Origin of the sequence: Seonamhaeicola sp. ML3, assembly GCF_023273855.1 — a bacterium.
Classification (GTDB): Bacteria; Bacteroidota; Bacteroidia; order Flavobacteriales; family Flavobacteriaceae; genus Seonamhaeicola.
On the sequence record NZ_CP096884.1, the window covers coordinates 489,042 to 501,104 of the forward strand.

At 34.9% G+C, this 12,063-nt stretch carries 13 protein-coding genes and 1 riboswitch; of the genes, 6 read left to right on the forward strand and 7 right to left on the reverse strand.

Annotation, left to right across the window (positions count from 1 at the left end):
- Positions 1–29: 29 nt before the first annotated feature.
- The 3 genes from M0214_RS02290 to M0214_RS02300 all read left to right on the forward strand — a co-directional run bounded on the left by M0214_RS02290 (position 30) and on the right by M0214_RS02300 (position 2,235).
- A complete protein-coding gene (locus M0214_RS02290; RefSeq protein ID WP_248723861.1) occupies positions 30–602 on the forward strand; it encodes an adenylosuccinate lyase in 573 nt (190 codons plus the stop codon).
- A gap of 79 nt (positions 603–681) precedes the next feature.
- Positions 682–2,025 (forward strand): adenylosuccinate lyase, encoded by a 1,344-nt coding sequence (gene purB / locus M0214_RS02295; RefSeq protein ID WP_248723862.1) that lies wholly within the window; start codon positions 682–684, stop codon positions 2,023–2,025.
- Between the two features lie 9 nt (positions 2,026–2,034).
- On the forward strand, positions 2,035–2,235 hold the full coding sequence (locus M0214_RS02300; RefSeq protein ID WP_248723863.1) for a hypothetical protein: 201 nt from the start codon (positions 2,035–2,037) through the stop codon (positions 2,233–2,235).
- A 79-nt stretch (positions 2,236–2,314) separates the two neighbouring features.
- On the opposite strand, the gene M0214_RS02305 is transcribed toward M0214_RS02300, so the two are convergent.
- Genes M0214_RS02305 through M0214_RS02320 form a run of 4 tightly spaced genes read right to left on the reverse strand, consistent with a single transcriptional unit; the run spans position 2,315 to position 4,464 of the window.
- Positions 2,315–2,854: a DUF4252 domain-containing protein gene (locus M0214_RS02305; protein WP_248723864.1), complete on the reverse strand. Its 540-nt coding sequence runs from the start codon at positions 2,852–2,854 to the stop codon at positions 2,315–2,317.
- 14 nt (positions 2,855–2,868) lie between these two features.
- The gene (locus M0214_RS02310; RefSeq protein WP_248723865.1) at positions 2,869–3,456 is read right to left on the reverse strand and encodes a DUF4252 domain-containing protein; all 588 of its coding nucleotides are present in this window, start codon (positions 3,454–3,456) and stop codon (positions 2,869–2,871) included.
- Positions 3,457–3,494: 38 nt separating this feature from the next.
- Positions 3,495–3,968: a hypothetical protein gene (locus M0214_RS02315; protein ID WP_248723866.1), complete on the reverse strand. Its 474-nt coding sequence runs from the start codon at positions 3,966–3,968 to the stop codon at positions 3,495–3,497.
- Positions 3,955–4,464 carry an RNA polymerase sigma factor gene (locus tag M0214_RS02320; protein ID WP_248723867.1) on the reverse strand — a complete coding sequence of 170 codons (510 nt, stop codon included), beginning with the start codon at positions 4,462–4,464 and terminating at the stop codon, positions 3,955–3,957. Before M0214_RS02320 ends, M0214_RS02315 begins: the two co-directional genes overlap by 14 nt.
- A gap of 237 nt (positions 4,465–4,701) precedes the next feature.
- Here M0214_RS02320 and M0214_RS02325 point away from each other — a divergent pair, with 237 nt between their 5' ends.
- From M0214_RS02325 to M0214_RS02335, 3 genes are read left to right on the forward strand one after another with little or no spacing between them, the layout of a single operon-like run.
- A complete protein-coding gene (locus M0214_RS02325; RefSeq protein ID WP_248723868.1) occupies positions 4,702–6,234 on the forward strand; it encodes a S41 family peptidase in 1,533 nt (510 codons plus the stop codon).
- An 11-nt stretch (positions 6,235–6,245) separates the two neighbouring features.
- Positions 6,246–7,688 (forward strand): S41 family peptidase, encoded by a 1,443-nt coding sequence (locus M0214_RS02330; protein ID WP_248723869.1) that lies wholly within the window; start codon positions 6,246–6,248, stop codon positions 7,686–7,688.
- A gap of 11 nt (positions 7,689–7,699) precedes the next feature.
- Positions 7,700–8,422, forward strand: a complete 723-nt coding sequence (locus tag M0214_RS02335; RefSeq protein WP_248723870.1) for a diphthine--ammonia ligase — start codon at positions 7,700–7,702, stop codon at positions 8,420–8,422.
- Positions 8,423–8,482: 60 nt separating this feature from the next.
- Here M0214_RS02335 and M0214_RS02340 read toward each other — a convergent pair whose 3' ends face one another.
- The 3 genes from M0214_RS02340 to M0214_RS02350 all read right to left on the reverse strand — a co-directional run bounded on the left by M0214_RS02340 (position 8,483) and on the right by M0214_RS02350 (position 11,956).
- Complete coding sequence (locus M0214_RS02340) at positions 8,483–9,052, reverse strand: PAS domain-containing protein (protein ID WP_248723871.1); 570 nt, start codon at positions 9,050–9,052, stop codon at positions 8,483–8,485.
- A gap of 9 nt (positions 9,053–9,061) precedes the next feature.
- On the reverse strand, positions 9,062–10,918 hold the full coding sequence (locus M0214_RS02345) for a TonB-dependent siderophore receptor (RefSeq protein ID WP_248723872.1): 1,857 nt from the start codon (positions 10,916–10,918) through the stop codon (positions 9,062–9,064).
- Positions 10,919–10,983: 65 nt separating this feature from the next.
- A riboswitch (cobalamin riboswitch) is annotated at positions 10,984–11,196 on the reverse strand.
- A 112-nt stretch (positions 11,197–11,308) separates the two neighbouring features.
- Positions 11,309–11,956 carry a diphthine--ammonia ligase gene (locus M0214_RS02350; RefSeq protein ID WP_248723873.1) on the reverse strand — a complete coding sequence of 216 codons (648 nt, stop codon included), beginning with the start codon at positions 11,954–11,956 and terminating at the stop codon, positions 11,309–11,311.
- Positions 11,957–12,063 lie beyond the last annotated feature (107 nt).

The window sequence follows — 12,063 nt, forward strand, 5'->3', positions numbered from 1 at the left end:
TTTTATGTTTTAAAAGTAACAAATTCCTTTTGACTTCAAATCAACTTTACAACGAACTGAGCTATGTAAATCATTCTCGAGAAAAACGAACTTACTATGCAAATTTGGTAATTAACAATCCTCATTTAGTACCCAAACTATTAGAAATCTTATTTAAAGTTGATGATAAACTATCGCCTCGTGCGGCGTGGGTTTTCGAATTTATGTGCAGCAAGGATATCGAAACAGTTGCCCCATACCTAGACTATTTCACAGAAAACATACATAAAGTCCACATAGATTCTGCCGTAAGACCAGTAGCTAAAGTTTGTGAGCTTGTGGTTACTGCTTATTATGACAAAACCAAAAACATCATACAAAATACTTTAACCAATATTCATAAGGAACGTATCATTGAAACCTGTTTTGATTACCTTATAAACGACGAAAAAGTTGCCCCAAAAGCCTACAGCATGTCAACCTTATTCCTTTTGGGCAAAGAATACGATTGGGTATACCCAGAATTGATTACGATATTGGAACGAAATTTTCATTTACAAAGTGCCGCCTTTAAAGCCAGAGCTAAACACATCCTTAAAAAACTAAAAAAAGATAGAAAATGACACTAAAACTTCCTGCATGTAGCTTCTGTCTTCTATCTAAAAAACCTATCTTTGCAACTTCTTAAAAATCAAACATAACATGTCATTATCTGTATTAAATGCCATCTCTCCAATAGATGGTCGTTATAGAAGTAAAGCCAATGAACTAGCGCCTTTCTTTTCTGAAGAAGCCTTAATAAAATATCGTGTTTTAGTTGAAATAGAATACTTTATTGCGCTTTGTGAATTACCTCTACCTCAACTTACAGATGTAGACCATGCCATTTTTGAAGACCTTAGAGTTATTTACAAAGATTTTACAGCGGAAGATGCGCTAGCCATAAAAAAAATTGAAAGCGTAACTAACCACGATGTAAAAGCTGTAGAGTATTTTATTAAAGAAAGGTTTGACGCATTAGAATTATCACAATTCAAAGAATTCATTCATTTTGGATTGACCTCGCAAGACATTAACAACACGGCCATTCCATTAAGTATCAAGGAGGCCATGAACGATGTTTATGTCCCAGAATATTTTACGGTTTTAAATAAACTTAAAGAATTAGTCGAAGCCTGGAAAGATGTTCCTATGCTCGCAAGAACACACGGACAACCTGCTTCCCCTACTCGATTAGGTAAAGAGATTGCTGTTTTTGTAACCCGTTTAGAAGAACAATTCAATTTATTGAACGATATCCCTAGTGCTGCCAAATTTGGTGGTGCTACCGGAAACTTTAATGCTCACCATGTGGCTTATCCAGATATTGATTGGAAAGCTTTTGGAGATACTTTTGTACAAGAAAAATTGGGTTTACACCACTCGTTTCCAACAACACAGATAGAACACTATGACCATATGGCGGCACTGTTTGATTGTCTTAAACGCATCAACACGATATTAATTGATTTAGACCGCGACGTTTGGACTTATGTGTCTATGGATTACTTTAAACAAAAGATTAAAAAAGGTGAAGTTGGAAGTTCGGCTATGCCACATAAAGTAAATCCAATCGATTTTGAAAACAGCGAAGGAAACCTGGGTATTGCCAATGCCGTTTTTGAGCACTTATCTGCTAAATTACCAATCTCAAGATTACAACGCGATCTAACTGACAGTACAGTTTTACGTAATGTTGGCGTACCTTTTGGCCACACGATAATTGGGTTTAAAGCAACCTTGAAAGGGTTGAACAAATTACTTTTAAATGAAAGCAAGTTCGCTTTAGATTTAGAAAATAACTGGGCCGTTGTTGCAGAAGCCATTCAAACGATTTTACGCAGAGAAGGCTACCCTAATCCTTACGAAGCCTTAAAAGGCTTAACCAGAACCAATGAAACGATAAATCAAAGTTCTATTTCAAATTTTATTGATACCTTAGAGGTATCTGACACAATAAAAGCGGAATTAAAACGTATTACCCCTAGCAACTATACCGGGATTTAAAAAAATAAGATGCTAAGCGACAACCAATCATTATTACTTTGCGGCTTAATTGTAGTGGGCATTTTCGTCACAGGACTACTTGGAACACTAGACAACTTCTTGGTTCTCACTGTACTGACTATATTTTTCTTAGCCATTATCATCAACCTTGTTTCAACTAAAACGTTTGCTCCAAAAGAAGAAGAGATTGAAGTCGAAGTTGAGGAATAACTTCTAATCATATTTAAATTCAAAAAAAAAGAGTGCCCCTTAGACACTCTTAAATTATGTTTTTTGTGTATTCCTTTAGCTACTCAAAAAAATTCATGATATCCTGAATTTGACTTTGATCTAAATTGGCATTTCGAAGACTGTTTATCAGTACTCCTATTTTTTCTGGTTTCATATCATCTCCAAGCACACGAACAATTCCAAAGCCAAGGTCTTCAGCACTTCCAAAAATTACAACTTCATCGGCCGATTCGTCGTCACCAACATATTTAACCACAACTTTTCTTCCTCTATCACTAAATTCAATTAAATCTTGATATTCATCATTACTTAAAATGGTCTTCACTTTTTCTATTTCAGCATTGTAAACCTTCAGGTCTGAGTCTGAACTTCTATAACCAAGAAAATTCAATTTCTTCACAGAATTATAGGCCTCTTGCTGTTCTTCTGTAAACTTTGATTGATCGAGTTGCATTAAGGAGATTGGAATATCTTGAGCAATAAAGTCTTTGGTCTCTTGATGATCCACATAATAGCGTTGTAAGCTAACACCATCGCCGCAGCTTACAAAGAAAACTGCGGCAAGGGTATAAAGAATATATTTTACTGTTCGTTGCATGATTGATGGTATGATTATTTTTTCTCTAAATGTTCTCCAGCTGGAATATTCATTTTTTCGGTTAACTTAGAAATCTCGTTTAAGTCTATATCGCCTGTGAAAGACACAACTACCGTTTCTATTTTTCTTTGCTTACCATTGATTTCAATTTTATCATCCATCACTTTATCTATTCCATTAACAAAAATCAATAGTTCTTTTACATGGTCTTCATCTTTGCCTTCTTTTACATAGAACTTCACTTCACTACCATCGTCTCTAACTTCCATTAACTCTTCAAGGCTGTTAGATCGCGACTTTACCCATTTACTGATATCTGCCGATATTTCTTTACTATCTGTTACGATAGTCTTAAAACTGGTAATACTTTTTACCATATCCATAAATGCTTTGGCCTCTGGATCACTTGTATCGACTCCAACCTTTGCAATCATCTGGAACATTTTTGGTTTTATGTTTACGTATGTTACGTTGGGATTGTCGCTATACTTTTCAAAAATATCTTTTTGTGCCATCCCTGTTAGTGGTAATAACATAATGGCCATTACGAATACTATTAATCGTTTATTCATTTTTTCTGTATTTAAATTTATTGAAATCATTTTGTTTGTTTTGTACCGAATGTAATTCGGTGTTTTTGTTACTTTTTAAAAATAATACTGGTCGAATTTTCTATTTCGTTCAAGTATCCCAAAGTGGCTGTTCCTTTGTCAACTTCACCCAAATAACTAACTGCTTGGGTACCTTTGTTAAAATGACCTGAAATCATAGCCAATTGTTTAGATACTTCGTTAAGAGCTTCTTCGGGTTCACAATACGTACCTAAATCATTGCAATTGTCTTGTTGACCAAAGTAAAACCCTAACATAAGAACCGCTACGGCTGCGACAGAAATCCATTTGTAATTAAATATTTTCTTATTTTTTAATGGAACGTCTTTAGTAAACTGTTCTTTTTGGTTTCCCAAAAAATACTGGAACATGGGTTTGTACATTTCTAAATGTGGCGCTACAGTTTCTTGCGAAAAATAGTTTTTTAACTGCTGCTCTTCTTTAAGAATTGTTTCTCCGTTCTCGTACTTTTCAAGTAACTTTTCTATATTATCTAACACCATAATTATGTGTTTTTGTTAATTTCTCTCTTATTGCTTTTCTTGCTCTAGACAAGGTAACCCTCACAGCTGTATTGGTCATATCGAGCATTTTCGCTATCTCATCATAATCGTATTCCTCGATATCTCTTAACTGAACAATCATACGCTGCTGTTCTGGTAATACTTCTATTATTTTCCCGACCCAACTTACACTATCGTTTAACTCAACTTGTTTTTGTAACGGCGTATTTTTCTCTTCATAATTTGTGTGAACAATCTTTAGGTTTTGCGCCTGCTTAGATTTTAATTTATCGAAACAAAAATTCTTGGTCATGGTCATTGAAAACGCCTCCACATTCTTATACTCCTGAATTTTCGCTTTGTTGTTCCACAATTTCAAAAGAACTTCTTGAGTTGCATCTTCTGCCTCTTCGGTCGATACCAGCAATCGTTTTGCCAAACGAAACACCTTATCCTTAAAGGGCATAACAATATTTAAAAACTCTGTTTGAGTCATTTTGGGTTGGTTTTTGAATAGCCTTTTTTTGCTATTTGTTATTACGACGAGTCACTTTTTATTTTGTTACACGTGAAATTAAAATTCTATAAAAATGAAATTTTTTCGCTTATTTTTAGACTACTTAAACTAATGCTTGATAATTTTTACCCTAATTTATTTCAATTAAGTATGTTTTTTATTTTTTATTATACAATAATGTAAGTAATTTTAGGGTTTTATTTAAAATTCATTGCTATGAAAAGAGACATATACACAATGCTAAGAGTGTTTTATTCATTAACTTTTGTCATCTTATTGGTGGGATGCAGTAAAAGCGACCCTGTAACCGAAGAGGATGACACTCCAGATCCAGATACACCAATTCCGGTTTCATTAGACAACCCTATTCATAATTTTGTATGGAAAGGTCTAAATGAAATATATCTATGGCAACAAGACGTAGCCGATTTGGCAGACAATAAAGACGACAATCAAAATAATTACTACAGTTTTTTAAATGGTTTTAACTCACCAGAAGAAACGTTTGATGGTTTATTATATCAAAAAGACGTTGTAGATAAATTTAGTTTTTTGGTAGATGATTATGTGGAATTGGAAAATTCTTTTCAAGGCATTTCCCTTTCTAATGGCTTAGATTTTAGATTGGTAAGATTATCAGGTTCTGATGATATTTTCGGTTATGTAAGATATGTGGCCAACAATTCTGATGCTGCTTCAAAAGATATTAAACGCGGAGACCTTTTTTTAGAAGTTGACGGACAGCAACTTAACCTTAACAACTACATAAACCTTTTGTTTGGAGATAATAGCAGATATACGCTCGGTTTGGCAGAAATAAACAATAACTCCATTTCACTTTCTGGAAAAACTGTAGAACTCACTAAAAGCCAATTTACCGAAAACCCTATCCTGATTGATAAAGTTATTGAAACGGGAGGATCTAAAATTGGTTACTTAATGTACAATAGTTTTATAGCAGATTTTGATGACGAGCTTAACACCGCAATAGGAAACTTTAAATCCCAAGGAATCACAGACCTTGTTTTAGACTTAAGATACAATCCAGGAGGGCGAGTAAGTTCAGCTGTAATTCTGTCCAGTATGATTACGGGGCAATTTGGACGAAAAGTTCTAATCCAAGAAATATGGAACGACAAATATCAAGCCTTTTTTGAAGCGAATGCTCCAGACAGGCTTTTAAATAGATTCACCTCAACTTTATTGGATGACACTCCAATTGAAACGCTCAACTTAAATAAAGTTTATATTTTAACAACTGAAAATTCTGCATCTGCGAGCGAACTCATCATAAATGGATTAGACGCTTACATAGATGTTGTGCAAATAGGAACGAGTACAACCGGAAAATATACAGCATCTGTAACCTTGTACGACTCACCAGATTTCTCTAAAGACAATGTTAACCAGGGTCATACTTATGCGCTTCAACCTCTTGTTTATAAATCTGCCAATGCTAATGGTATAACCGATTATTTTAATGGGTTAACTCCAGACCATCTTATTACTTACAATACATCGTCGGGTGTTGCAGAAGGAGAAGACTTCTTGAACATGGGTACTTTAGGTGATGTTAACGAGCCGTTTTTGGCAAAAGCTATTGAATTGATTACAGGTTCAACAACTAAGAGCACACCTAACAAATTAGATAGACAACCCTCACCTGCTGTAGATGTTGTAGTAAATTCTAAAGACTTTTCTCCTCTGGGTAATGAAATGTATATAGAACGCTTACCTGTTATAGAGTAACCTAAAAATCCATGAGCCCCAGAAAACAAGTATTTCTTCATTTAGGTCTCGTAGCACTATTATGTTCAGGTTGTTTCACGGATAATGACGACAATGTTGTCACTACAAGTGAAATAAATGATTTTGTCTACAGAGGGATGAATGTCTTTTATTTATACAAAGACAATGTACCAGATCTCGATAACGACCTTTTTTTAAGCGACAATTACAACAACTATCTCAATTCGTTTAGTTCACCAGAGCAATTATTCGAGAGCTTAATCTACAATCGCGAAACGATTGATCGGTTTAGTTGGATAGTAGACGATTATTTTGAATTAGAAAGACAATTTCAAGGTATTAGCGGAACCAACGGTATGGAATTTAGTTTGTTTTCTAAACCAAACAGCAACAATGGTGTTTTTGGTGTGGTAAGACTCGTGCTACCCAATAGCGATGCCGATAACAAAGGATTAAAGCGGGGTGACCTATTCTTTGCAGTTAATGGTGAGGATTTATTTTTTAATTCTGAAAATGATAATAATCTAGATATTTTCAACAATTCTAGCTACACACTCAATTTAGGGGTATACGATGACAAAAATACAACTGACGAGAGTGATGATACCATTGAAACAAGAAATGAAGATATTTTATTAACTAAGTCTGAATATACCGAAAATCCCATTTTCAATACCAACATTTATGACGTTAATGGAGAAAATGTTGGGTATTTAATGCTCAACGGGTTTACTGCTGGTTACGCCCAGGAACTTAACAACGTATTTAATGACTTTAAAGCGAACAATATAAAACACCTAATTGTAGATTTGAGGTACAACCCTGGCGGAAGCGTCTCACTTGAAACTGATTTAGCGAGTATGATTACTGGGCAATTCACCGGACAATTGTTCAAGCGATTAGTTTATAACAGCAATTTCGAAGCAACCGATTATAATTTTACAAGCAAACTAGAGAATGGCGACGCTTTAAATAGTCTTGAGCTGAACAAAATTTATATTCTCGCTACAGGACGCTCTGCTTCTGCCAGTGAGGGGCTCATAAACAGCCTTAAAGCCTACATAGATGTCGTTCAAATTGGTACGAATACTACTGGAAAAACACAAGCATCCCGAACCATTTACGACTCTCCCGATAACAATTATAGGCGACAAGGGGCCAATCCAAATCACACTTATGCCATGCAACCACTAATTGCCGAGGGTGTGAATAAAGACAACCTTAGCGTACCAAATAACGGTTTAGTTCCTGACATCGACTTTTGGGAGAGTGCGCTCAATTATGGCATCATTGGAGATGAGAATGAACCCTTTCTAGCCCTAGCGCTAGCTGAAATTGAAAATTCTTCAACAAAATTAAATACAATCAAAGCTCAATCTGAAATATTTAACTTCAACCCAATAAAAGATAGCGATGATTTTATTCGCCATCAAGGCGGTATGATCATCGACTAAAATTTAACCTTTTGAAAAAACGCAAAACCTATTTTAATTGGAGCTCAGGCAAAGATTCGGCCTTGGCATTATATCACTTATTGCAAAACAAAAACTATGCTGTTGAAGAGCTAATCACAACTGTTAATGGTCACTACAATCGTGTTTCCATGCATGGACTTAGAAACGAACTACTCGTTGCTCAGACCGAATCTATAGGAATCAAATCAAACTTAATTGAACTTCCTGAAATGCCCAATATGGAAACTTACGAGCAAAAAATGAGCGAAACAGTTTCTAGATTGAAATCTGAAGGGTTTACACACTCGGCTTTTGGTGATATTTTCCTAGAAGATTTGCGACAATACCGCGAAGACCAATTGGCAAAACAAGGTTTTAAAGCTGTTTTCCCCATATGGAAAAGAGATACCAAAGCGCTGTTGAATGAGTTTCTGGAACTAGGTTTTAAAACCATTATTGTATGCGCTAATTCAAAATACTTTAATGAGGATTTTGTTGGGACTGTTATAGATAAAAACTTTATAGATAATCTGCCTGAAGGGGTAGACCCCTGTGGTGAAAATGGGGAGTTTCACACGTTTTGTTTCGACGGCCCCATATTTAAAACCCCAATTGATTTCTCAATAGGAAAAAAAGTTTATCGAGAATATAAAAACCCCAATACAGATGATTCTGTTTGCAAGTCGGATGCTGAAAATTACGGGGTTTGGTATTGTGATTTAATTCCAAAATAAAAACCTGCTAAGCCTAAGACTTAACAGGTTTTTAAATATTTAAATGGGCAGTAAACTCAGCTATCCCACTTGTCTTTCTAAAGCAATAAAATGGGTTTTATTATTATTACTAAATAACGGATAAATCTTTATCTCACATTCGTAAGGATCTCCATTTTTCCTGTAATTTGTAATAATCTCCTTAAAAGGCATACTTCCCCTCAATTTCGACCTTATTTTCGACTTTGCAGTCCTGGAAGTATTAGCCCCCTGAAGTAAACCTGGTCTTTTATTAAGGACATCAGACTTGGCATAACCCGTCATTTTAGAAAATCCTTTATTCACCCAAACTATATTTTGGCTTAAATCTGTTAGAATGATAGCTTCAAAAACCTCTTTTTCAAAAATAGACTCTACATTATCCTGCCAATTATACTTTTTAGCATAAGATTTTACTTGGTTTATATCCTGAATTCTTTCTGCTTCATTTAACGACCTAAAATATTGATCACTGTAAATATCCCAGCTCATAAGAGGTGTTATACCTTTATGAATACCAGAAATTTTAGCAGAAACCACATCATACTCTTCTTTATTCAAGGTAGATAGGTAGATATCTAACCCCTTCATATTTTTTAAATCGTATTTCATGATAAAGTGTTACAAACCTAATTGAAAGCCAAGCCTTACGTTTCTTCCCTTGGTTACATAACCAGGCACATCTTCATAATCTTCATTCAATAAGTTATCAAGGCCTGCAAAGAAATTTATTTTGCCCTTCATGGCTTTGTGGCTTACATAGAGATTTACCAAACTAAAACTATCTAACATTGGCACAAAGGCATTTTCAAATCTGTCATGAACATATTGATATGACAATGATGCAAATGTAGATTCACATAAATCATAACCTAACAAAAGATTTGCCTTGTGTTTAGGAATTCTTCTAGCTTCACTTTCTTTGTATTCAGTAAATGTATAGTTAGCTGTAACAGATAATTTGCTTAATGGAGTCGCACTAAGTTCAACTTCTGCACCTCTGGCATTTAAATCTGATTCAGCATTTTGATAACCTCCATCAATCCATAACACCGTATTAGATTCTTTTCTATTAAAGAATAATCCGCTAACCAAAAAGTCTTTACTTAACTTTAGTTCTGCCCCTACCTCTATTGTTATATTTTCTTCGGGCTCTAAGTCTGGGTTAGCTCCAAAATTCCCAAACAATTGCGATAAAGATGGTGCTATAAATGAGGTACTGTAAGAACCAAAAAGTTTAGTATACCCCTTTTCGTTCTTTATTGTAAATGATGGATTAAGATTATAGGTGAAATGAGACCCATACTCGCTATGATTGTTTAAACGAGCACCGGCATTAACATTCAATCCAAATTCGGAAATGTAAACAAAATTAGCATAAGGATCTGTTATTTTAAAAGTCTGTTCTTCAGAAAAAACAGCTTTATTTTCTGTTGCGTTTAGTCCTACAATCGTATAAAATGTTTTATTGAAAACATACTTATTAAAGATATCTGCTACATAGTTTTTTGATGTAAACACAGATGGAAAAGCAGAAATAAACTCTCTTTCATATTCACTATAGGCCGCATTTAAATTAAGACTACCGTTATTATATTTTAGTTTAGAAGAAACACCAACCCTATGCTGAATACTGTTAAACTCGTCTGGTGTATCTACTAATGCAAAGTTTGAATCGAAACCGTCAATATCCGAATTCGTGTCTGTAAAATTACCGTATACGTTTAATGAAAAGCGTTCACTAAAATTATACCCAAGGTTAACATCTACGCCATACTGAGAAAAAGCATCTTTTTCATCGGTTTCACTTATCGCAGCAGAGAGACCATCTACAAACCTATTATTGAAAGCAGCACGGTAAGTAAATTTATTCAAAGTCCCGCTTATTGCTACATTATTATTGAAATCTGATATATTATAATTTTGGTCAGATTCAGACTGATTCGTACCAATACTAGAGGAAAACACCCCATTAATTTTCTTATCACCAGCTCTTTTTGTTGTGATGTTGATAACTGCAGATGCAGCACCACTTCCATACAACGTACTAGCAGCTCCTTTGATAATTTCTATGGATTCAATTTGGTTAAGATTCAATAAACGTAAATCGTACTCGATATTTATCTGCGATGGGTCACTTACCTGAACCCCATCGATTAAAACAAGAACCTGACGATTCCTACCTCCACGAACGTAAACGCCTAAATTTTGTCCGGCATTACTTCTACTTCCGTTCACCTCAATACCAGATTTTGTGCTAATAAGTTCAGATATGGTTCGACCTTGGTTACGCTCAATTTCTTCTTGTGAAATCTTAATAACCGTTTTACCAGAATTTTCACGTTTTAGTGCAAATCGTGAATCTGTAAGAACTACTTCGTCAAGCTGTTCTACTTTTGTTGAATCTACTTCTTGTTGTGAAAATCCAACCAATGACACGCCCAAAAAGAGCAAGCCAAAAACATTCGTTTTTTTCATTTTAATGAATAATTACTCGAGAATCGCATGGATTATAATGCGCAAACTTTTATCCCGAAAGTTTAACTTATTTGTTTGAAATTGGCAGGTCTCCTGACTCATTTGATGTTACTTCACCTTCCCAGCCTGACGCCAGTGGTTTTGAAGTAAGTAACACCCTCACATTTGAGGTACTGAAACAAATTCAGCATAAACTTACAGTTGCGGGAACAGTCCTGGATTTTCACCAGATTCCCTTTTAATCGGCATTATCGTTTACCTAAAATTAGGTGCTCATTATATCGATTTTGCCAAACCAAATTTCGGTGCAAATGTAACATGTATTTTTTAATAAGAGATTGTTTTTTCCGAAAACTTAAAAATAGAGGACGTGCAGAAGTTTAAGATTGTTTATAGCAATTTCAATAGGGCGAAGTTGTAATTGCCGTTATATTGCTTTTCTAAAATTTCAATATTGATTTTAGATTTAAAAAAAGGTGCATTTACCACCAAGGTATGAAACTCCCCATTTTCACCACAGGCATCAACTCCTTTGTCTTCAAGTTCTTTGACAAGCGCTTTAGAAACCACTCTTCCCAAATAGTCGGGCCCTAAGTCCTCGTTACAAGAAACTATGATAGCTTCAATACCGGAGTCAATCATTTCCAAAACCAAATCGCTTCTTTTACCTTGCCATAAAGGCAAAACAGCGTTAAGGTTAGCGGCTTTAGACACTTTTTCTTCCCAAGCCCGGTGAGACTCTATATCAATGTCTCCAAAAACTGTGTGAGTAATTGGATATTGCCCTTCCAACGCTATTAATTTCTTAATATAATTAACTTCATAATCTTCCCAAGTGCTATTAAAAAAATGAATTGGCAAACCAAGAGCATTCGCCTGAGCTTGCAATATGTTTTTAGGAATACCATGAGAACGTGAACGCTCACCAAGTTCGTTCAAAACATTAAGAAGCACTTTGGGTCGATACCCTAAATTAACAGCTCTATAAAAAGCAAAACAACTGTCTTTTCCTCCACTCCAAGAACACAAAAAATTCATGCTAGATCTGTTTTAATCGCTCAAATGTAACCTTATGTGTACGGTATTACAAAAAAAATATTGACCTTTGATACTCAATTCTAATCCATGCGGCACTTCATTATTTG